The sequence below is a fragment of the Microbacterium sp. CGR1 genome (genome assembly GCF_051062835.1).
Taxonomy (GTDB): domain Bacteria; phylum Actinomycetota; class Actinomycetes; order Actinomycetales; family Microbacteriaceae; genus Microbacterium.
This window is the reverse complement of sequence record NZ_JAOTPG010000001.1, coordinates 1,848,755-1,868,182: the sequence shown is the minus strand read 5'-3', so window position 1 is coordinate 1,868,182 and position 19,428 is coordinate 1,848,755. Positions and strand designations below refer to the sequence as shown.

Sequence of the window (19,428 nt, the reverse complement as noted above, 5' to 3'; positions counted from 1 at the left end):
GTCTGCTGACATATCCGGCTGTCCTTCCGCAGAGCACATCGGGCCTGGCGCCTCGATGCAGATCGTATAGCCGGAGAACGCAGGCGGAGGCCGATCGGTCGATCTTTCGACTTTCTTCCGAAGGTCGGCACGCAGCGTTCCGATGCGCGGTCGAGCGGCCTCAGCCCTCGGCATCCGTCGCGGAGCCGAGCTCGGACGGGTGGGTGAGCCGCCACCACTCGGTGGGCGGATCGATGGTGCCTGCGATGGTCACCGGGGCAGTGACGGTGTTCGGTCCGGCGGTCCAGGTGACGGTCCCCACGGCCGTGCCGTCGCGGTAGGTGGGAGGGGTGTCGATGTCCATCGTCAGCTCGATCGGCGTGTCCGACCAGGTGAAGATCGACGCGTCCTCGCCGATGACCAGGGTGGCGGTGGACCCCCAGGGTGTCGAGATCGTTCCGATCTCCTGGCCCTCGCTCGCGACAGGCACCTGATGGAAGCCGGAGCGGATGCTCTCGAGCTCGGCGATCACGGTGGCATTCACCGACTCGCGCGATGATCCGCCGAGGACGACGCCGGTGATCGCGAGCGGATCGGCCGCGCCCACGTCGAGCGTCGCCGTGTACAGCAGGCTGTGCGTGCCCTCGCCGAGGTTGCCGGTCTTCAGTCCCGTGATCCCGGCGGTGCCGAGGAGGGCGTTCGTGTTGATCAGCTGACCGGCGCCGGGGATCGAGACCGAGGGGGTCGCGACGATCCGAGCGATCGCCGGATGCGCGGCGGCGAGCTTCGCGATGGCGAGCAGATCGGCGGGCGTGCTCGTGTTGCGCGGACTGATGCCAGTGGGCTCGGTGACCGTCGTTCCGGTGAGGCCGTGGGATGCGAGCCAGGCGCGCGTCGCACTGAGGAAAGCGCTCTGCGACCCGAAGATCCGGGAGGACAGCGCGTCGGCGTAGTTGCTCGCGGAGGGGATGAGCATGACGGCCAGGGCATCGTGCAACGACATCGAGGTGCCGGTGGGCATCGGAGCGATGGTCGCGCCCTGCACGTAGTACTGGTCGTAGAGGTCGTGATCGGCATTGCCGAACGTGATGGTCGGTCCAGGGTCGTCTGCTGAGGCGAGCGGTGACGCGTCGAGGATGACGAGGGCGGTGATGAGCTTGGTGATGCTCGCGATCGGGAGCGCCTCACCCGTGCCCGTCGCCGACCAGATCCCGCTCGCCGTCTCGCCCAGGTAGGCGTCGGCGCCGGCGATGCTGATCGCCGATGCCGCCGCCGGAGGCGTGGCGATGACAGCAGCGACCCCGACCGGGACGTCCGGGGTGCGAGTGGTCACCGCCGGGGGATTCACCGGAGCCGTGAGCGCCCACCCGACGTACCCTCCGGTCACGGCCAGCAGCAGGACCACGCAGACGGCGGTGATGATGAGTCCTCGTCGCCGGCGTCTTCTGCGCACCGCGGGGTCGACCCGATCACCGCTGAACTCCTGCTCGCGCTCCATGAGCTCGGCAAAATCCGACAGCGCATCCACCGGCTGATCGGGTGCCGTCATCGAGAGCCCCTCATCGCGCCCCACCTGTCGCTCGCAATCCACAGAAAAAGCCATCCTCGCGGATGCGTGCGGCCAGCGGTATCGGCCGTTCGGGGGACAAGCAGGGGGCAGCCCGTATCTCAGTCGGCGTCAGCCGAGAAGACCGGGCTGAGGAAGCGGCGCTCGTAACGGCGGATGCACTGCGTTCGGCGCGCGAACTCGAAGGCCTCCACACACTCGGGATCGGTCTTCGAGGCTGTGCGATAGACCTCGTAGTCGGCCAGAGATGGGAACGTGAACAGCGCGAACGCCTCGTCGCTGTCGCCTTCGCTCGGCAGGAAGTAGCCGTGGTGGGTTCCCCCGTGCTTCGCCACCAGCCTGATCCACGTACGCCCGTACTCGGTGAAGTCGTCGAGCTTGTCCGGGTCGATCTCATAGCGCAGGTGAACGGTGATCATGTCGTCCAGCTTGTCAGAGCGAAGAGCCGACTTAGGGCGGATGCGTCTGTAGCCTGAGGGTCATGGACATCGCGTCGATGATCATGGGGGCGTCGATCGTCTCTATCGCCTGGATCGCCTTCTGGCCGTGGGCCCAGCTGAAGCGGCTCAAGGAGTTGGAGTCACGCGCCGCTGCCGGCACGGATTCTGACGAGTCGTCGTGATGTCGATGCGCTCGGGCCCGGGGAGGGCCGCGTCCAGGAACGCCCGCGCCCTCGCGGCTGCCGCGCTTCTCGGTGCCGGACTGACGGCCTGCGTCCCGACTCCGCAATCTCCCGAGGATCCCCCCCGGCTCGGGCCCTTGACCAGGACCCGCGCATCCCGTGGACTGTCATGATGCGATCGACAACCCCCATGCCGGGAAACCCGTGGCCGCACGACATGACCATGACGGTCCAGGATCGACCCCAGGCGCTGCTCGAGCTGCTCTGGATCCGCGAGGCCCACGATCTGCGTCCCGTCGGTGACGAGCTCCCGTCGGCGCTCACGGATCCGCCTGCACCGGCGGCGAACCCGGTGGACGCGGCGACCCGAGAGCTCTGGTCGGAAGGATGGGCGCGGATCTGGAGCGATGTCCTCGCCCACTCCGCCGTCGAGCACGATCAGGCGATGTTCGATGCCGTCGGCGACACGGAGGCGGGCTCGGCGGAGCGCGAGAGCCTTCTGCGTCAGCTGATCGGACCCACGTGGGGCGACGAGTTCGGTCACGACGTCTTCGACGACGAGGCCTACCGAGAGTGGGAACGTCGCGGCTTCGACTCGCACGTCGCGAATCGACCCGGAATGCTCGCGGACAGCCCGGAGCATCGGGATGTCGAGGCGCTTGCCGCCGCGTGGCGCCGAGGCCTCACCACCGTGGTGACGATTCCATGCCGGGACATGCACGTGCGACAGGCCGGTCCTCATACGCTCCTGGTCACGGATGAGGTGCGAGGAGACAGCGTCGAATACCGGAAGGCGCTCGCCTCCTTCGCCGTGGACTGACGCGGAGATCGGGCGGGACTCAGCGGAGCTCGCCCGCAGGCGGGCGCCGCGGACATCGTGCGCTCTGCGGTCTCCGTCCGGTCAGGACCGAGCGACTCGGCGGTAGCCGTCTCCGTGAGGTTCGACCGCGCCGCCGGCGATGAAGGCGTCTATCCAGCCGCCCATCGGCCATTCGCCCCACCGCTTGGCGAACAGGGCGCCGTTGCGCAGGATGTCGTCGAGATGACGCCACGGCGGAGAGCCGGCGGGATGCCACTGGTGGTACGCATGCGCACCTCCGACCCATTGCACCCCCATACCGAGCGAGCGGGCGCGTCGGCCGAGGTCGGTGTCCTCGGCGCCGTATCCCTCGTACGCCTCGTCGAACCCTCCGAGGCGCGTCCACGCCTCCGGCGTCACGGCGAAAGACAGGGACCAGAAGAGGTCGAACTCGTCGTCGGACGCGGGGACGACGGTCCCGTCGAGGGGGAGTGGACGCACCGGATGCGGGCGCGTCATGGCGTCGAGCTCGGACATCGTCGCAGGCCGCTGCACGCTCTCGAGATAGGTCACCGGCCCGCAGAGCAGATCGTCGGGATGACTCCGTGCCGCGGCGACATACCCTTGGAGCAGCGCGGATCCGGGCAGGCAGTCGACGTCGAGGAACACGAGCAGGTCGACGTCGTGGGTCAGGGCGAGGCGGGCGGCGGCGTTGCGGGCGGCACCCACGCGCATGCCGTGGGAACCGGGAGGCACGTGCACGGACGAGACGGCCGGGGGTGCCGGCGCCGCGTCGGCGTCGAGCCAGGCCTCGATCCGGACGATCTCGATGCCCGGAGCGTGCACGTCGCGCAGGAATCGGCGCTGCCGGTGCAGATGGTCGAGACGGGTGATCGAGGCCGGAGTGATCACGGCCACGCGCGTGGTCACGCGGCGACCTCCTCTATCGCGGCGGCCGCTCGGGCCGCGGCGCCGGTCGCCTGCCATGCCTGCCATCCCGGCGCGATCGCGGCGGCTCGTCGGACCCCGTCGGCGACCTCGGTCGGCGTCGCGTCCTCGCGGACCGTGACGGCGAGACCGAGCGCGGCCAGCACGCGGGCGGTGTGCTCCTGCTCCCCGAAGGGGCGGTCCTGCGCGATCACCAGGGCGCGGGTCTCGGCCGCCGCGAGGTCGGCGATGCCGTTCTGGCCGGCGGCGCTCACGACCACGGTGGCACGACACAGCAGCGGCCAGACGTCGGCGACCCGGTCGTCGTCACCGGCCCCCGCCGTGTCGACGATCCAGCCGTCCGCCGTCAGCAGCTCGATGGTCGCCGCGAGCCGGGGTGCGTCGAGCGTGCGGCTGAGGAACAGCACTCGGCGCTCATCGCCGTCGACATCGGGTCGGCCATCGACGTCTCGGTCGCGACCGTCGTAGCGCGACACCGCTCCGACGCGGTGGACGCGATCGTCGTGGTCTGCGAGTCCGTCGGCCTCGATCGTCCCTGCGGCCCAGGGGGCCAGGATGCGGTCGGCGAGGTCGTATCCGAGGCGGTGCGGAGCATCCGTGCGGTCGCCGGGTTGCGCGAAGACCACCGTCGGCACTCCGAGCAGACGGGTGAGGATCGTGACCTCGACACTGACGTCGACGACGAACGCCGATACCGGGTGAACGGCCACCCAGTCGGCCATCGCGGCCAGCCTCGCCTGATGGCCGGGGTGTCGCAGCGGCGCCCAGTGCAGGGCACCGCCGGCGGTGACGTCTCCCCGCTCGTGCGCCTCACGGTGCACTCCGTCCGACCCGACGACCGGCTCTGAGTCCGACGGCAGTTGCACCCAGGTGGTGCGCGCCGGCAGCGATGCAGGTTGCGGCAGGCTCGAGAACACCGTCACGTCGTCATCGATATGCGGGCGGATCGCCTGCATCCGGGTCACATGCCCCCACCCGTGGTGGTGCACGTACCAGCCGATCATGCGCCCACCGCTTCGATGAGTTCCTGCGGTGAGACGGCGCTTCGGGCGGCGACCGCGAGGACCCGCTCGATGTCGCGGTGCCGGCGATCGAGTGAGTGGCGGGCCGCCGTGGCCTCGCGGACGCGACGGCGGGGCAGCCCGCGCCGAGACTGCTCGATCAGGCCGGTCGCGGCCCGGGAGAGCGCTTCGACGTCGGCGGCAGGCACGATGGCGGTGCCGGGGATCCCCGCGAGCACTTCGCTCGTGCCGCCCGAGTCGAACGCGGCCACCGGGGTGCCGGTCATGAGAGCCTCGGCCATCACGAGACCGAAGGGCTCGGACCACACGGGAGTCACCAGTGCGACAGCCGCTCGTCCGACGAGGTCGGCGAGCTCGGGCTGACGCAGCGCACCCACGTACTCGATCCCGTCGCCGAGCAGAGGTCGCACCTCGCGGTCGAAGTACACGGCATCGCCGATGCGACCGGCGAGCTTCAGACGCGCACCAGCGTGTCGGGCGGCGAGGATGGCGAGGTGCGGAGCCTTCTCGGGAACGATCCGCCCGAACCAGACCCAGTGCCCGCCGCCGACGCCGAGGCTCCACTGGCCCTTGTCCACCCCGTTGGTGAAGACGAAAGCCTCGACGCCTTCGGCCGACCACGCGCGAGCCGTGTACTGACTGACCGCGAGGAAGCGGTGCGGCGACGATCCGGTGAGGGCGTTCGACGCGATCACCATCTCGGAGAGGGGTGGGGTGTGCAGCGTCGTGACGACAGGCACGCCGACGTCGCGACTCCAGAGGATCGGATCACCGTGCAGGCTGTGGTTGTCGATGACGTCGACCCTCGTCGCGGGGGCATCGAGTCGGTCCCGGACGCGAGCGAAGGCGTCAGTCATGAGTCGGCGGTGGCCCTCGGGAAAATCGGTGTCGGAGGCATCGTGCGGTCGATGCCAGAGCGGGCTCGGCAGGTGGAGTCCGGCATCCGCTGCGAGGAAGTCCGAGCCCTCGGCGGCGCAGAGCTGTACGTCATGGCCCCGGCTGCGCAGCCAGCGCACGCGGTTCCAGACCACGGCCTCCAGGCCCCCTGCGTGGGGCTGGCGAAGAGCATGACGCTCGGGTGCGACGACCAGCACCCGCAGGCGCTCGCGGCCGATCACGCGTCGACCCCCGCAGAGATGCGCGCGCACGCGTCGGCGTACACCCGTGCATGGGCGGCGCGGACCGTCTGACGCTCGGCCAGGCGTTCCGTCCGCCGCTCGGCCACCAGCGCGGCGCGGGAGGATGTGCGCGCGTCGGATGCACGTATGACCGCGTCGACCAGGGTCTGCGGGTCGTCGAGGTCGATCACGGTGAAGTCCTCGGGATGCTGGGCCGCGATGTGCCCCACATCCGTGCCCGCCACGGGAACTCCCAGGTCGTAGCAGAGCTCCACCCAGCCCGAGTGCGTGCCGTGGTGGTAGGGAAGGACGAAGAGGTCCGTGCCCCCGATCCAGGCCTCGATGCCCGCGTCGCTGAGGTGTCGGGTGCGACGCACATGCACCGCGGGATGCACGTCAGCGGCGGCGATCACGCGGGCGGCCGCCCGATCGTCACGGACGCGCTCGTTCATCAGCACCTCGAACTCGACCGCGCGTCCCGATCCCTCGAGTGCGGCGGCCGCGTCCACGGCGGCGCGGATTGCGAGCTCCGCGGCGATATTGGGGCGCAGGTCCCGCAGGTGGATGCCGATGCGGAAGACGTCGTCCACCGAGCGCGGGGCCGTGGGCGTGCCCTCCAGCAGTGTGGGATGCGCGAGCACCTCGCTGTCACGCTGCCACCGGCGTTCGATCTCGGCTGCGGCGGTAGAGGTGAGGGTGAGCAGCCGGTCGGCGGCGGGGATGATCACGTCGAGCAGAGCCCGGTACGGTGCCTGGTCGACGAGCTGCGGGTTGTCGAGGTCATGCACCGTGTAGACGACGGGCCTGCCGTGCCGCTGCGCGGTGGCGAGGGCGTCGCGCAGTTCCTCGGGGGAGAACGACTCCAGGCCGAAATGCACGTGCAGCACGTCGTAGCCCGCGGCATGCGCATCGAGCCACTCCGACGTCAGCGCGACCGGCGGCCACCAGACGTCCTCGGCGGCGCCGGGGACGGGTGGGTCTGGCAGCACCTGCACCATCTGCGTGTCGGTGACCGCACGCACATAGGGGTGGGCGGCCGGGATCGAGGCGACGCGGACGAAGGCAGGTTTGATGAGGATGTGGTTCTCCGTGACGGGGCTGAGCACCCGAAGTGCGCGTATCGCGATGACGGAGAGGCCGCAGGGCAATGGGGGACGCAAGACTGATGAGTCGAAGGTATACGTTCGTATCATGAGCCATGATCCGGAAGAGGGCACGGCCGTTGCGCAGGCAGCCTCCCAGGTGCTAGCGCGTCAGAGACACTATTCGGAGTTCTACGGACTCAGCCCGCTTCCCGAGAGCTTCGGAGTCGTCCTCGGCAACTGCCAGGCGGAGTCGTTGCGCATGGTGATGGACTCCGACGACCACCGTTTCGTGCGCGTGCCCGCCGTGCACGAGATGACCGCCGCCGACACTGCGCGGCTGCATGAGATCGTCCGCGACGCGGAGATCGTCGTCAGCCAGCCGATCCGTGACGACTACCACGACCTGCCATTGGGGACCCGGCAGATCGCCGCTGTCACGGAGGCGCGGATGCTGACCGTGCCCCCGGTGCGCTTCGCAGGACTGCACCCCTTCCAGGCCGCCATCCGGGTGCCGGGAACCGAGGGCGATCCGCCGGTCGTGGCCTATCACGACATCCGCACGCTCGCGGTTGCCGCGGGAATCCCCGTCGTCGCCGCGCTGTCGCCCGAGGCGGTGCGCGGGGTGGGGCAGATGTCGATCGACACGCTGCGCGTCCGCGAGCAGAGCGCCGATGTGACGGTGTCGGACCTGTTCGACTCCGTCACAGCCGATCACGCCCGCACCGTGAACCATCCGGGCGACGCCGTGTGGATGCCGCTGGGTGCTCGTGTGCTCGAGAAGCTCGGATACCCGGGCGGCCCGACAGACCCCGGCCGCCCGCTGCTGGACTCCGTGCAGGCGCCGCTCGAACCCGAGGTCATCGATGCGTGGTCGCTCGCCGACGCGACGCGCGCGCACTGGATCGTCGAGGGCGAGGCGGTCGACGACGATGAGGTGCGCACCGCGCACCTTCAGTGGTACGCCGCGCACCCCGACTTCGTCGTCGCGGCTCTCGCGCGTCTCGCTCCGCTTCTCGACGTCTGGCGTGTGCGGTGAGCGCGATGCCGCTGCTGCTCGTGCACCCCGGGACGCACGGGGTCGCGATGTACGCCCAGGACATGGCGGCCGCGGTCCGCGCAGCGCACCCGGCCATCAGGATCGTCTCGCCGGACGGCCTGGATGCGGAGGGCGGCCGCACGCCCGTGCACGTGCACTTCACGGATCGGCTGTGGGGCGGCTCCCCGGAGGAGGCGGCGGCAGCGTTCGCCGCGCTCGCCGCATCCAGGCCGGTCAGCGTCACCCTGCATGACGTTCCGCAGGCCTCGGACGGTGAGCGAAACCTGCCCCGACGGCGTGCGGCCTATGCGTCGGTGGCAGGGGCGGCGCGAGGCGTGGTGGTCAACAGCGAGCACGAGCGCGCGCTGCTCGTCGAGGAGGGCGTGTGGTCGGGCCCCGTCGTGAGCATCCCTCTTCCCGTCGCGCTCCTGTCCGACCTGCAACGGATGCCTCCCGACCGCTCGGTCGGGGTGCTCGGCTTCTTCTACCCCGGCAAGGGGCATGACGAGGCCGCTCGTGCCGCGGCTGCAGCAGGCATCCCGAGGATGACCGTTCTGGGTCGCGCCTCAGACGGTCATGCCGAAGAGCTCGAGGCCTTCGTGCGAGGCGCCGGCGCCCTCGGGGTCGAGGTCGAGGTCACCGGCTGGCTCGAAGACGCCGAGATCGCGCGACGGGGCCGTGCCGTCTCTGTGCCCGTGATCGCGCACCGTCATGTGTCGGCATCCGGCTCCCTGGCGTCGTGGATCAGCTGGGGGCGGCGGCCTGTCGCCGTGCGCAACCGCTACATGGACGAGATGGCGGCGCTGCGTCCCGGAACGCTCCGCACCGTCGACGAGCCAGGGCTCGCGGTCGCGGTGCGAGAGGCCTTCGAGCAGCCCGACTCGACCTGGCATGATCTGACAAGGCTGCCGATGGCGTGGCCCGAGGCGGCCGACGCCTACGTGCGCTGGTGGGACGGGCTCGACGCATGACGCGTCGCCCGTGGGTCGTGGGCAATCGATGGGACGCACTTGACGGGGTGACTCCCGAGGCGCTCCCGACGGTGTCGGTGATCGTCGCGCACTACGACCAGCCGGGGGAGCTCGCCCGGACCCTGCACGCCCTGCACGCCCAGGACTATCCGCGCGAACTGCTCGAGATCGTCGTGGCTGACGACGGCTCGGCCGGGCGCGTCTCGGTGCCGGAGGGAGTGATCCTCGTCCGCCAGGAGGACCAGGGCTTCCGTCTCGCGGCGGCGCGCAATCTGGGGGTCCGCGCCAGCACCGGGGAGGTGCTGTGCTTCCTCGATGCCGACACCGCTCCGGAACCCGGCTATGTTCGCGCGCTCACGCGGCTGCCCGCTCTTCTTCCCGACGCCGTGACCGTGGGTCGCCGTCGGCATGCAGATTTCTCCGGCATCGCTCAGGATGCGCCGGTGGTCGAGGCTGCGGCGGGGCGGGAGCTCGCCGAGCCGTCCTGGCTCACCGACGAGTACGCCCGGACCGGTGATCTGCGCGACGCCGACGATCGCTCGTACCGGTTCGTCATCGGCGCGGTCATCGCCTGCTCGCGTCTGCTGTTCGAAGAGGTGGGCCGTTTCGACGAGTCCTTCACCGCGTACGGCGGCGAGGACTGGGAGTGGGCGCATCGGATGTGGCAGGCGGGAGCCGTGTTCGCTCATGTGCCGAGCGCCGTGGCGTGGCATGACGGACCCGACTGGGGCGAGCGCACCGGCTCGGGCTGGGAGCGCGCGAATGCCCAGACTCTGAGACTCGGGTCATCGATCCCGGTCGCGGGCTCCGCTCCTCGGGGTCTGCTGTCGGATACGCCCGACCTCGTCGTCGAGATCGCCGGCAGTCATCCGCCGGCGGCGCTCTTCGTGATGGTCGATTCGATCCTTGCGGCGTTCCCTCTGGCGCGAGTGGTCCTGTCCGGCGAAGCCGCCGGCCTTCTCGATGACCCCAGGGTCATGGTCGACGGGAGCGAGCACGATGCCCGGGTGACCTGGAGGCTGGACCGATCGATCGTGGTCCTCGATCGGGCCTCGATCGCGGAGTGCATCGCGACCCTCGGCACGGGCGACGTCGGCACCGTCGACCTCGTCGGCCCCGAGGGGGCGTCGTACGGCATGCTGCGGTCCCGGCGCGCGACGCGTCGATCCCGACGCTGGGGCACGGAGGAGGGATTCGAGCGCAGGCAGGTCGAAGCCCCCGGCATCCTGCCTCTGCGCTCGGACCCGAGGGTCTCGGCGTGGCTTGCAGGCTGGGGCGGGTCTGCCGAGTTCTCCTGACCCGTCACTCCGCTGCGGCGGCGTTCCGCTCCTCCTCGGAGTTCGGCGTCCAGCCGAACCAGCCGGCGTCGGACGCCATCACACTCCAGTCGCCGCAGGCGAAGACCGTCTTCGCCTTGTAGGGGTCAGGGGCATCATCGAGCACCCAGGAAGGGGCCGAGTATCGCTCCACCTCCGGGCAGTCGGCGCTGAGGTCGGAGTCGCTGGAGAGCAGGATGACGGCATCTGCGGCATCCTCGATCGTCGACGTCCGCACAGTGATCGCGGTGGCGTCGGCGGGGATCCACTCGGCATCCACCTCGGACCCGTCGTCGAAGGCCGCCACGTCGTCGAAGGTCGACGTCGCCTGCTTGTGGACGAGGCTGTCGTAGGCGGAGCATCCGGTCAGGGACAGCAGTCCGGCAGCGATCAGGGCGGGGGCGGCGAGGGCCGTTCGTGCGTTCATGCCTCCAGCTTCGTCGGCACGGATCGGCCGGGCATCGAGCGGGCGAGGTATCGGCATCATCCTCGAGGATGATCCGAGCCCGGCCGCATCTGCGAATGTACGCTGGTGAGATGGGTGATCAATCGCCGCTCCCCTCCCGCCCGCTCTGGGCGAGCGTGGCCGACGGCTTCTACGTGGGCAGTCGGGACGGCTCGTTCCTCGGATACGTCGACCGACAGACGGACGGCGGCTGGCGTGCGTTCGACACCGCCTCGCGCCCCCTCGGCGATTTCGAGGACCACCACCTGGCCATGGCCGCGGTCTCGGATGTCGACGCTGTCGGCGCAGGCCCCGTAGACGCGCACACGCGACAGGGGGATGCCGGATGACCGGAACGAACCCGCTCGTGTCGCTCGTGTACTGCAGCAGCGCCGCGCATCCGTTCGACGAGCACGAGCTGGCTGAGCTGCTGGAGGTGAGCCGTGCGGGGAACACCGCGCGGGACATCACCGGAATGCTGCTCTACCGCGGCGGTGAGTTCGTCCAGATCCTCGAGGGCCCTCGGTCCGAGGTCGAGCAGCTGATGGAGAAGATCGATCGGGACCCGCGTCATCGGGACGTCCGGGTGCTGATCGAGGAGCCGTTGCACGAGCGGCGGTTCGACGAGTGGACGATGGGGTATCAGTCCCTTGTCGCTGCGGAGCCCGGGATGGCATCGGGGTACCGCGACTCGTTCGATGACCTGCGCATGGGGGATCACGACATGATCGGCCGGGCGATCATGGAGCTCACGCTGTGGTTCCGAGTGCGGGAGTCGGCCGCTCGACAGCCGGCCGAGAGCGAAGCAGGTTAAGGGCCCTCTCCCGATCGTCACGACCGGAGCCCCGGCACGGGATTCCGTGCACACGTTCTTCATGCACGAGGGGCCGGAGCGATCGCCCCGGCCCCTCTCACTGCGCGTCGCCTCAGCCCGCGGCGGGGGCGATCTCGTTCGGCGTCACGTCGAGCTCGGTGCTGGCGACGACCTCACCCGTGGTCAGATCCACCGCGTGCACGCTGTTCGCGGCAGGCTCGGTGACGTACGCGATGTTCCCGGCGACGACGATCGCGGGGTGGGCGTCCTGCCACTCGGCCGGTCCCTCCCACGCCTCGACGACGGGGAAGCTGTCGGTGATCTCACCCGTCTCCGGGTCGAGCACGTGGATCGCGCCGTCGCTGCTGAGGATGTAGGCGAGGTCCTCCGGCCCGCGGACGATGTCACGGAAGGTGTACTCGACGCCCGCAGGCAGGTCGATGACCTCGAGCGTCTTGGCCTCGGTGTCGATCAGGGTCACGGCGCTGAGCAGGTACCCCTCGGCGTCGACGTCGTTCTTGTAGTCGCCGACGATGATCGGGCTGGTCTCGCTGACGTACGCGTTGCCCATGCGTCCGTAGGGCTGGTCGGGGGCGTCGAGCTTGGTGATCTCGCCGTCCTGGTAGATCAGCGCGCCGTTCTCGCAGCCGAAGACCACGGCTTCGTCCTTCGCGGTGCCCTCGCCGTGCACGCCGGGGCACTGGTCGGACGAGACGATCTCTGCGCCCTCGGCATCCTTCGCCACGATGCCGTTGCGCCCGTCGGCGTTGCCGACGGTGGTCACGAACGTGCCGTCCTCGAGCACGACCGAGACGCCGTGGTGCGCCTCGACGCCCGGGATCGTCTCGACCTCGGGCAGGCCGTCGGCGCTCGCGAGGTCGGCCGTGTCGAAGATGGTCGTATCGCTCGTACCGTCGGCGTAGAGCACGGTCTTGTCCGCATGCCGCACGACGTGTCCGGGGGTGTCGGCCTCGAAGACCGTGTCGGTGAGCTCGGGCTCGTCGGTCGTTCCGGCTGCCGTGTCGAGCACCTGGAAGCCCTCGCTCATCGTGACCATGACGTGCCGTCCGTCCCCGGCGGCGTTGAGACGCGTGAACGGCTCGGACTCGAAGTCGGCCACGGTGTCGAGAGTCTCGCCGTCGAGCACGAGGATGCCGCCCTCATAGGCGACGGCGACGCGGGAGCCCGCCTGCATGTCGGATGCGCTGCCGTCTGAGGTGGATGCCGGAGCGGTCGAGCCGCCGGCGCAGGACGCCAGGGTCACGACGGCACCGAGTGCCGCGGCGCTGATCAGCGCACGCCGGAAGGGGGAGGTTCGCATGTGCATTCCTCTTTCTCTGTGGTGAGGTCTCAGGGGGTGAGACCGGTGGTGATGCGCTCGGTGTTGATGCGCATCATGGTCAGGTAGTCGGGGGCGCCCTCATCAGGCCCGGTGAGCGATTCGGTGAACAGCTCGATGACCTCGACCTGCACGTTCGCCTCGCTCGCGAGCGCCTGGACCAGGCGGTCGGGTGACGACGACTCGGCGAAGATCGCGGGTACCCCTGTCTCCTCGATCGCGTCGACGAGATCGGCCAGATCGGATGCCGAGGGGGCGGCGAGCGTCGTGCCACCGGGGATCACGGCCCCGACGATGTCGAAGTCGAAGCGCTCTGCGAGATAGCCGAAGACATGGTGGTTGGTGACCAGGGCTCGGCGCTCGTCGGGAATCGTCGCGAAGGCCTCGGTCATCTCGGCATCCAGCGTCAGGAGCTCCGCGCGGTAGTCCTCGACGGTCGCCTCGAGCGCACCCGCATCGATGCCGTCGATCTCGGCGAGCACGGGCTCGATGGCGTCGACCACGTCGATCATGCGCTCGGGGTCGGTCCAGAAGTGCGAGTCCGGCATCCCCGCGGCATCGCCGTCGCTGTAGTCGAGGACGTCGATCGCGTCCCCGGCCACGAATGTCGGGACGTCGTCGGCGGCAGCCGAGTCGAGGTGCTGCTGCAGTCCCTCTTCGAGGCCGAGGCCGTTCGACACCAGCAGGTCGGCGCCGCGCAGGGTCGCGGCCTCCTGGGCAGAGATCTCGAACGAGTGCGGGTCGGCGTTGGGTTTCATGAGCGTGACGACCTGCGCCTGCTCTCCGACCAGTTCTCCGACGACGTCGCCGAGGATGTTCGTCGAGACGACGATGGTCGGACGAGTGTCGTCGGTCGTCGAGCAGGCAGCGAGGCCGATCACGGCGAGGGCGGTGGCGGCGAAGGCCGCGAGGGTCCGGGGGGCGCGCATGTCAGCGTCCTGTCTCGGCGACGAACGCCGGTTCGGTGGCGGTCTCGAACGTGCGGGCGATGCGTGCGGCATCCGCGTAGTCGATCTCGTAGAGGCGGCGCTCGGTCGGCGCGCTCAGGTAGGCGCGGTGCTGATCGGCGATGAGCGTCGGCGCCGTGCCGGAAGACAGGGATTCGGCGACGAGCGGCGCTGTCTCGGCGAGCACCGATCCGTCGTCGCCGTCGAGCACGAGCACTCGACCGTCCTGAGCGAGTGCGAGCACATGCCCGTCTTCGTCGTCGACCGCCGTCACCTGTACGAGCGGTGTGGGGGAGGGGAGCAGGGTCCACGACCTCGCGCGGGTGTCGAGCATCCAGATCCCGTCGGATCCGGCCAGGCCCGCGACGGTGGGGCGTCCCTCGCGATTGTCGAACGACGCGGCGGCGGGGGCCGTCGTCCCGGCGGGGTAGGGAATGCGCTCCACCTGCAGTTCGTCGCCGTCGACGTGGGCGAGCAGGGCGCCGTCCTGGCATCCGATGACCGCCCCCACGCGCGTGGTGATGGTGCCGGCCGGAGTGACGCACGGCTCGTCGAGGCCGGTCTCCTCGCCGCCGGCCGTGTACCCGCGCACGCTCGTGCCCACGCCGTCGGAGGCCTCGGTGACGAGGGCGAACGAGCCGACCGGCACGACGAGCCCCTCGTGCGGCTCGCGTTCGATGCGGAGCAGCTCGCTGATCTCGCCCTTCGACAGCGCCTGCGTGTCGAGCAGCACGGCGTCACCCGAGTCTGCGAACGAGATGCCGGTGCCGCCGGTTGTCGAGAGGTTGGTGGTCGCGATCGCCGCCGTGCCCTCGCCGGGCACCGAGCCGAGCACGGCCGGATCCGCTCGGTAGTAGTGGAAGTGATCGACGTGGTCCCAGGTCCACACCCCGCTGTCGACGATCTCGATGCCGTCGTCGGTCTGGGCGAACAGGTAGCGGCCGTCGGTCGTCAGAGCGCTCGGTGCAGAGATCTCGCCGATGTCCGTGACGCTCTCATCGAGGAGGTCCAGGTGGCTCACGGCGCCGTCGGCGTCGATCGACGTCAACCCGAGCTGCGGCTCCGCGACCTCTTCCGCGCCGGCGACGACGCCGTGTCCGTCATCGGAGGAGTCGCTCGAGGGCTGATCGACGGGGCCTGTGCCGCAGGCGGCCAGAGAGACGGTGAGCGCGCCGGTGAGGGCGAAGAGGGTGATGCGAGAGCGCACGGGGTCCTTTCGTGTCGTGTGTCGTGCGGGGTCGCGTCGTTGCGACGGTGGGTTCACGCGCGTCGCGCCCGTGCCCCGAGAGAGTCGGTGGCTGCGCGGGCGCCCCACGAGAGGCAGGCGAGCAGGATGGCGGATGCAGCGACCGACGCCCCCGCGGCCGTCGCCGCGTACCACGACGCGAGCAGGCCGAGGAAGACCGCGGCGACGCCGAAGATCGCCGCGAGCATCATGCGGGTCGGGATGCGGGTGGTCCACTGCCCTGCGGCGACGGCCGGTGCGAGCAGCAGGCCGACGACGAGCATCGATCCGACGGCCTGGTAGGAGGCGACGACCGCGAGGGTCACGAGTCCGACGAGTGCGGCCTGGGCGATCTGCGGGCGGAGTCCCAGCACGGAGGCGATCCGTGCATCGAGCGCCAGAGCCACGAACGAGCGATGGAGAAGGGCCGCGGTGAGCAGCCCGATGATCGCCGCGGCGGCGAGCAGGACGAGGTCGGTCTCGCTGATCGCGAGGATGTCGCCGAAGAGGATCGCTGTCGCGTCGGTGGCGAAGCTGCCGGAGTGGGAGATGATGATGACGCCGAGGGCCAGCATCGAGACGAACAGCAGGCCGATGCTCGTGTCGTACGACAGCCGGGCGCGGCGCTGCAGAGCGCCGATGCCGAGGCTCATCGCGATGGCGCTGAGTGCGCCGCCGACCAGCACCGGCAGCGAGAGCACGGTGGCGAGGGCGACACCGGGGAGCATCCCGTGTGCCAGTGCCTCGCCGAGGAACGCCATGCCGCGGATGACCACCCAGGTGCCGACGACGGCGCAGAGGACCGCGACGAGTGCGCCGCCGAGCATCCCGCGCTGCAGGAAGTCGAGGGCGAAGGGGTCGAGGATGCCGGTGCGATGAGGGGCCACGTTCAGTGAGCCTAGAGCTTTTTGAGAATGATTATCAAACTCATAAGATGAAGTGGTGCTCGACCTCCCCCTCGCCCCGCGTCCCCTCGCCGATCTCGCCGGCGTCACCGTCTCGTTCGGAGACCGCACCGCGCTCGCGGGCGTCGACGTCTCGATCGCGGTCGGTACCGTCACCGTCATCACCGGGCCGAACGGGGCCGGCAAGTCGACTCTCCTCGAGGTGCTCGGGGGCACGCGGCCGATGTCCGCCGGCATCCGCGCCGTGCGTGGTGCCGTGGCGTTCGTGCCGCAGCGGGCGGCCATCCCGGACGGCCTTCCCGTGTCGGTGAGAGATGTCGTCCGAGTCGGCGCGTGGGGTCGACTCGGGCTGTGGCGCCGCGCGGATGCCGTCTCGCGGGAACTCGTCGAGAGATCGATGGAGCGCCTCGAGATCCGGGCGCTGGCACGCGAGCCGTTCTCCTCGCTCTCCGGTGGCCAGCAGCAGCGGGCACTGCTGGCGCAGGGGTTGGCTCGCGATGCCGACCTTCTGCTGCTCGACGAGCCGACGACCGGCCTCGACGCATCGAGTGCCCGTCGGATCCGCGCGGTGCTGCGCGAGGAGTCGGCGCGCGGGGTCGCGGTCGTATGCGTCTCGCACGACCCCGCCGTCATCGGCGATGCGGACTGCACGATCCCGCTGCTCGACGGGCGCGTGCGCGAGGCGCCCTAGGCGCGTCGGACTACGCGGTCACGCGGACAGGAGTCCGAGCGGAGCGTCGAAGTCCCCGTCGCGGGGGCTGGGCGCTGTCGCGTCCGCGATGGAGTGGATCCGCTCGTCCGCGCGCCGTCGGGCGATCTCCGAGATCCACTCGCAGGGGCTGCCTTGAAACGCGGTGAACTCCCGCGCGTGCGACCAGGCGTGCACGTAGGTGTCCTGGAGTATCTCCTCCGCAGCCGCCTTGGCATCGATCACGCTGAGGATGAGGCCGAAGACGCGAGTGCACGTGAGGTCGTACAGCTGGGCGAAAGCCGTCTGGCTGCCGCCGGCGATGTGCGTCATCAGATCGGCCTCGGCACCCCACGACGCATCCCCGCCGAGGCGAGGAGGATCGTGGTGAATGCTCATGTGCTGATGGTGGCATGCGAGCGGAGAACAGCGATGGCTCTTGCGCGCGGGACCGGCGAGGTGCTAGCGCCGGATGCTCGTCGGCATGGGTTCCGTCGTGCCGCGAGGTCAGCCGAGCAGCGTCACGCCGAAGCCCGAGACGACCGTCCGGAGTTCCGCGAGGTAGCGCTGCGCCTGCTCGGTCAGCGGGATCGCCGAGTGGCCGATCCATCCGATCTCGATGCGCTCGTCGACGTCGAGCGGGATGGCGACGATCTCGGGGTCGAGATCGTCGCTGATGATGCCTGTCGAGATGGTGTAGCCGTCGAGTCCGATCATGAGGTTGAAGATGGTCGCGCGGTCGGAGACCCGGATCTCCTGCGGGCTCGAGAGCGTGGAGAGGATCTCCTCGGCGAAATAGAACGAGTTGTTCGCGCCCTGGTCGAAGGTGAGTCGCGGCACCTCGGCGAGGTCGTCGAGGGTCACGCGATCGCGGGATGCCAGAGGGTTCTTGCGCGAGATGAAGATGTGCGGTTCGGCGACGAAGAGCGGGCGGAAGGCGAGCCCGGAGTCCCGGAGCAGCTTGTCGATGACGTTGCGGTTGAAGTCGTTGCGGTACAGGATCCCCAGCTCGCTGCGGAGGGTGCGGACGTCTTCGATGATGTCCCACGTGCGCGTCTCCCGCAGCGAGAACTCGTACTCGGCGGCCGATGTCGCCTTCACCATCCGCACCAGTGCGTCGACCGCGAACGAGTAGTGCTGCGTCGACACCCCGAGCAGGCGCCGTGACGGCGGGCGCCCGAGGTAGCGCTGTTCGAGGAGCGCGACCTGCTCGACGACCTGCCTCGCGTACCCGAGGAACTCCACGCCGTCGGTGGTGAGCGTCACACCGCGGGCGGAGCGGAGGAGCAGAACGCGCCCCACCCGGCTCTCGAGGTCCTTCATCGCCGCGGACATGGTGGGCTGCGCGACGTAGAGCAGGTCGGCGGCGGCGCTGATCGATCCTTCCGCGGCGACCTCGATGTAGTAGGTGAGCTGCTGCAGGGTGATCCCGCTCGATCGTTTGGCCATAGCCACAGGCTATGCCATCGCATAGTCGTGGAGCATTACCCGATGGAGATGCTCTCGGCGCACCATGGAGGCATCCCCTTTCGCGAGGCCGAGCCCGGCCGATCAGCTCACCGATTGGCATCTCATGGCCCACGAATTCACGTTCCGCATCACGACGACCCGCTTCGACGAGGACTACTCACCGTCCGCCGACTCGCGCATCACCACGAACTTCGCCAACCTGGCGCGGGGGGAGCATCGCCAGGAGAACCTGCGCAACGCCCTGACCATGATCGATCGTCGGTTCAACGATCTTGCGGGCTGGGACAACCCGAACGGGGATCGCTACACCCTCGAGCTCGAGATCGTCTCGGTCGCGGTGCAGTTCGCGGCAGAGGGAGAGGACCGGGAGTTCCCGCTGCTCGAGGTCCTGGACATCCAGATCGTCGACCGTCTCACCGGAAAGCGCACCCACGGGATCGTCGGGAACAACTTCTCCTCCTATGTCCGTGACTTCGACTTCAGCGTGCGGCTGCCGGCTGCCGCAGAGGCCGCTGGCCGGTTCACCGTGCCCGCCGACTTCGGCGACCTGCACGGCAAGCTCTTCCAGCACTTCCTGGACTCCGAGGCCTACCGGGAGCGCTTCACGGTGTCGCCGGTGATCTGCATCAGCGTCTCGACGAGCAAGACGTACCGTCGCACCGAGAATTACCACCCGATCCTCGGCGTCGAGTACGAGCAGAAGGATCCGTCGTTGACCGACGCGTACTTCGCCAAGATGGGTCTCTCGGTGCGGTACTTCATGCCGCGCGGCAGCGTCGCGCCGCTGGCCTTCTACTTCCGCGGCGATCTGCTGAGCGACTACACCAACCTCCAGCTCATCGGCACGATCAGCACGATGGAGACGTTCCAGAAGATCTACCGACCGGAGATCTACAACGCCAACTCGGCGGCAGCGAAGGTCTATCAGCCGAGCCTCGAGGTGCAGGACTACTCCGTGACGAAGATCGCCTACGACCGCGAAGAACGCAGCCGGCTCGCGACCGAGCAGGGCAAGTTCACGGACGAGCACCTCATGCAGCCGCACGGCGACCTTCTCGAGCAGTGGGCCGCCGCGTACGGCGCCACCGCCGACGACCGTGTGCCTGCCGACGACCTCGCACCCGTAGCCTGA

General features: G+C 69.6%; 22 protein-coding genes. 9 read left to right on the top strand and 13 right to left on the bottom strand.

Annotation, left to right across the window (positions count from 1 at the left end; all coding sequences use genetic code 11):
- Positions 1–160: 160 nt before the first annotated feature.
- A complete protein-coding gene (locus OD997_RS09360) occupies positions 161–1,528 on the bottom strand; it encodes a D-alanyl-D-alanine carboxypeptidase family protein (protein WP_434331329.1) in 1,368 nt (455 codons plus the stop codon).
- A gap of 119 nt (positions 1,529–1,647) precedes the next feature.
- A complete protein-coding gene (locus tag OD997_RS09355; protein WP_434331328.1) occupies positions 1,648–1,965 on the bottom strand; it encodes an NIPSNAP family protein in 318 nt (105 codons plus the stop codon).
- Positions 1,966–2,027: 62 nt separating this feature from the next.
- Here OD997_RS09355 and OD997_RS09350 point away from each other — a divergent pair, with 62 nt between their 5' ends.
- Positions 2,028–2,168: a hypothetical protein gene (locus OD997_RS09350; protein ID WP_434331327.1), complete on the top strand. Its 141-nt coding sequence runs from the start codon at positions 2,028–2,030 to the stop codon at positions 2,166–2,168.
- 217 nt (positions 2,169–2,385) lie between these two features.
- A complete protein-coding gene (locus OD997_RS09345; RefSeq protein WP_434331326.1) occupies positions 2,386–2,988 on the top strand; it encodes a hypothetical protein in 603 nt (200 codons plus the stop codon).
- Between the two features lie 81 nt (positions 2,989–3,069).
- Here OD997_RS09345 and OD997_RS09340 read toward each other — a convergent pair whose 3' ends face one another.
- From OD997_RS09340 to OD997_RS09325, 4 genes are read right to left on the bottom strand one after another with little or no spacing between them, the layout of a single operon-like run.
- The gene (locus OD997_RS09340; protein WP_434331325.1) at positions 3,070–3,897 is read right to left on the bottom strand and encodes a glycosyltransferase family 2 protein; all 828 of its coding nucleotides are present in this window, start codon (positions 3,895–3,897) and stop codon (positions 3,070–3,072) included.
- Positions 3,894–4,919: a glycosyltransferase gene (locus OD997_RS09335; RefSeq protein ID WP_434331324.1), complete on the bottom strand. Its 1,026-nt coding sequence runs from the start codon at positions 4,917–4,919 to the stop codon at positions 3,894–3,896. The genes OD997_RS09340 and OD997_RS09335 overlap by 4 nt, the downstream gene beginning before the upstream one ends.
- The gene (locus OD997_RS09330) at positions 4,916–6,055 is read right to left on the bottom strand and encodes a glycosyltransferase (protein WP_434331323.1); all 1,140 of its coding nucleotides are present in this window, start codon (positions 6,053–6,055) and stop codon (positions 4,916–4,918) included. Before OD997_RS09330 ends, OD997_RS09335 begins: the two co-directional genes overlap by 4 nt.
- The gene (locus OD997_RS09325) at positions 6,052–7,161 is read right to left on the bottom strand and encodes a glycosyltransferase (protein WP_434331322.1); all 1,110 of its coding nucleotides are present in this window, start codon (positions 7,159–7,161) and stop codon (positions 6,052–6,054) included. Before OD997_RS09325 ends, OD997_RS09330 begins: the two co-directional genes overlap by 4 nt.
- Before the next feature lie 85 nt (positions 7,162–7,246).
- Between OD997_RS09325 and OD997_RS09320 the strand changes: the two genes are divergently transcribed.
- The 3 genes from OD997_RS09320 to OD997_RS09310 are packed head-to-tail and all read left to right on the top strand — an operon-like array spanning position 7,247 to position 10,445.
- Positions 7,247–8,176 carry a WcbI family polysaccharide biosynthesis putative acetyltransferase gene (locus OD997_RS09320; RefSeq protein WP_434331321.1) on the top strand — a complete coding sequence of 310 codons (930 nt, stop codon included), beginning with the start codon at positions 7,247–7,249 and terminating at the stop codon, positions 8,174–8,176.
- On the top strand, positions 8,173–9,147 hold the full coding sequence (locus tag OD997_RS09315) for a hypothetical protein (RefSeq protein ID WP_434331320.1): 975 nt from the start codon (positions 8,173–8,175) through the stop codon (positions 9,145–9,147). Before OD997_RS09320 ends, OD997_RS09315 begins: the two co-directional genes overlap by 4 nt.
- Complete coding sequence (locus OD997_RS09310; RefSeq protein WP_434331319.1) at positions 9,144–10,445, top strand: glycosyltransferase family 2 protein; 1,302 nt, start codon at positions 9,144–9,146, stop codon at positions 10,443–10,445. The genes OD997_RS09315 and OD997_RS09310 overlap by 4 nt, the downstream gene beginning before the upstream one ends.
- 4 nt (positions 10,446–10,449) lie before the next feature.
- Here the strand turns inward: OD997_RS09310 and OD997_RS09305 are convergent, their stop codons facing one another.
- Entirely contained in the window at positions 10,450–10,890 is a 441-nt protein-coding gene (locus tag OD997_RS09305) for a hypothetical protein (protein ID WP_434331318.1), read from the bottom strand.
- Between the two features lie 110 nt (positions 10,891–11,000).
- Between OD997_RS09305 and OD997_RS09300 the strand changes: the two genes are divergently transcribed.
- Entirely contained in the window at positions 11,001–11,258 is a 258-nt protein-coding gene (locus OD997_RS09300) for a hypothetical protein (protein WP_434331317.1), read from the top strand.
- The gene (locus OD997_RS09295) at positions 11,255–11,722 is read left to right on the top strand and encodes a BLUF domain-containing protein (protein ID WP_434331316.1); all 468 of its coding nucleotides are present in this window, start codon (positions 11,255–11,257) and stop codon (positions 11,720–11,722) included. The genes OD997_RS09300 and OD997_RS09295 overlap by 4 nt, the downstream gene beginning before the upstream one ends.
- Before the next feature lie 112 nt (positions 11,723–11,834).
- On the opposite strand, the gene aztD is transcribed toward OD997_RS09295, so the two are convergent.
- The 4 genes from aztD to aztB are packed head-to-tail and all read right to left on the bottom strand — an operon-like array spanning position 11,835 to position 16,060.
- On the bottom strand, positions 11,835–13,043 hold the full coding sequence (gene aztD, locus OD997_RS09290; protein ID WP_434331315.1) for a zinc metallochaperone AztD: 1,209 nt from the start codon (positions 13,041–13,043) through the stop codon (positions 11,835–11,837).
- Positions 13,044–13,072: 29 nt separating this feature from the next.
- On the bottom strand, positions 13,073–13,990 hold the full coding sequence (gene aztC / locus OD997_RS09285; RefSeq protein ID WP_434331314.1) for a zinc ABC transporter substrate-binding protein AztC: 918 nt from the start codon (positions 13,988–13,990) through the stop codon (positions 13,073–13,075).
- A 1-nt stretch (position 13,991) separates the two neighbouring features.
- Positions 13,992–15,215, bottom strand: coding sequence for an ABC transporter (locus OD997_RS09280; protein WP_434331313.1), 1,224 nt, complete (start codon positions 15,213–15,215; stop codon positions 13,992–13,994).
- Between the two features lie 53 nt (positions 15,216–15,268).
- Positions 15,269–16,060: a zinc ABC transporter permease AztB gene (gene aztB / locus OD997_RS09275; RefSeq protein WP_434332366.1), complete on the bottom strand. Its 792-nt coding sequence runs from the start codon at positions 16,058–16,060 to the stop codon at positions 15,269–15,271.
- A gap of 115 nt (positions 16,061–16,175) precedes the next feature.
- Between aztB and aztA the strand changes: the two genes are divergently transcribed.
- Positions 16,176–16,829 carry a zinc ABC transporter ATP-binding protein AztA gene (gene aztA, locus OD997_RS09270; RefSeq protein WP_434331312.1) on the top strand — a complete coding sequence of 218 codons (654 nt, stop codon included), beginning with the start codon at positions 16,176–16,178 and terminating at the stop codon, positions 16,827–16,829.
- A gap of 18 nt (positions 16,830–16,847) precedes the next feature.
- Here aztA and OD997_RS09265 read toward each other — a convergent pair whose 3' ends face one another.
- The gene (locus OD997_RS09265; RefSeq protein WP_434331311.1) at positions 16,848–17,225 is read right to left on the bottom strand and encodes a sigma factor; all 378 of its coding nucleotides are present in this window, start codon (positions 17,223–17,225) and stop codon (positions 16,848–16,850) included.
- Positions 17,226–17,333: 108 nt separating this feature from the next.
- Positions 17,334–18,275 (bottom strand): LysR family transcriptional regulator, encoded by a 942-nt coding sequence (locus OD997_RS09260; protein ID WP_056313195.1) that lies wholly within the window; start codon positions 18,273–18,275, stop codon positions 17,334–17,336.
- A 124-nt stretch (positions 18,276–18,399) separates the two neighbouring features.
- On the opposite strand from OD997_RS09260, the gene OD997_RS09255 reads away from it, so the two are divergent.
- Positions 18,400–19,428: a DUF1852 domain-containing protein gene (locus OD997_RS09255; RefSeq protein WP_434332365.1), complete on the top strand. Its 1,029-nt coding sequence runs from the start codon at positions 18,400–18,402 to the stop codon at positions 19,426–19,428.

Excerpts from the sequence above, each read along its gene's own strand:
- OD997_RS09360 (WP_434331329.1), bottom strand. The coding sequence starts at position 1,528 with ATGACGGCACCCGATCAGCCGGTGGATGCGCTGTCGGATTTTGCCGAG.
- OD997_RS09355 (WP_434331328.1), bottom strand. The coding sequence starts at position 1,965 with ATGATCACCGTTCACCTGCGCTATGAGATCGACCCGGACAAGCTCGAC.
- OD997_RS09350 (WP_434331327.1), top strand. The coding sequence starts at position 2,028 with ATGGACATCGCGTCGATGATCATGGGGGCGTCGATCGTCTCTATCGCC.
- OD997_RS09345 (WP_434331326.1), top strand. The coding sequence starts at position 2,386 with ATGACCATGACGGTCCAGGATCGACCCCAGGCGCTGCTCGAGCTGCTC.
- OD997_RS09335 (WP_434331324.1), bottom strand. The coding sequence starts at position 4,919 with ATGATCGGCTGGTACGTGCACCACCACGGGTGGGGGCATGTGACCCGG.
- OD997_RS09320 (WP_434331321.1), top strand. The coding sequence starts at position 7,247 with ATGAGCCATGATCCGGAAGAGGGCACGGCCGTTGCGCAGGCAGCCTCC.
- OD997_RS09310 (WP_434331319.1), top strand. The coding sequence starts at position 9,144 with ATGACGCGTCGCCCGTGGGTCGTGGGCAATCGATGGGACGCACTTGAC.
- OD997_RS09305 (WP_434331318.1), bottom strand. The coding sequence starts at position 10,890 with ATGAACGCACGAACGGCCCTCGCCGCCCCCGCCCTGATCGCTGCCGGA.
- OD997_RS09300 (WP_434331317.1), top strand. The coding sequence starts at position 11,001 with ATGGGTGATCAATCGCCGCTCCCCTCCCGCCCGCTCTGGGCGAGCGTG.
- OD997_RS09295 (WP_434331316.1), top strand. The coding sequence starts at position 11,255 with ATGACCGGAACGAACCCGCTCGTGTCGCTCGTGTACTGCAGCAGCGCC.
- aztD (WP_434331315.1), bottom strand. The coding sequence starts at position 13,043 with ATGCGAACCTCCCCCTTCCGGCGTGCGCTGATCAGCGCCGCGGCACTC.
- aztC (WP_434331314.1), bottom strand. The coding sequence starts at position 13,990 with ATGCGCGCCCCCCGGACCCTCGCGGCCTTCGCCGCCACCGCCCTCGCC.
- aztB (WP_434332366.1), bottom strand. The coding sequence starts at position 16,060 with ATGCTCGGCGGCGCACTCGTCGCGGTCCTCTGCGCCGTCGTCGGCACC.
- OD997_RS09265 (WP_434331311.1), bottom strand. The coding sequence starts at position 17,225 with ATGAGCATTCACCACGATCCTCCTCGCCTCGGCGGGGATGCGTCGTGG.
- OD997_RS09260 (WP_056313195.1), bottom strand. The coding sequence starts at position 18,275 with ATGGCCAAACGATCGAGCGGGATCACCCTGCAGCAGCTCACCTACTAC.
- OD997_RS09255 (WP_434332365.1), top strand. The coding sequence starts at position 18,400 with ATGGCCCACGAATTCACGTTCCGCATCACGACGACCCGCTTCGACGAG.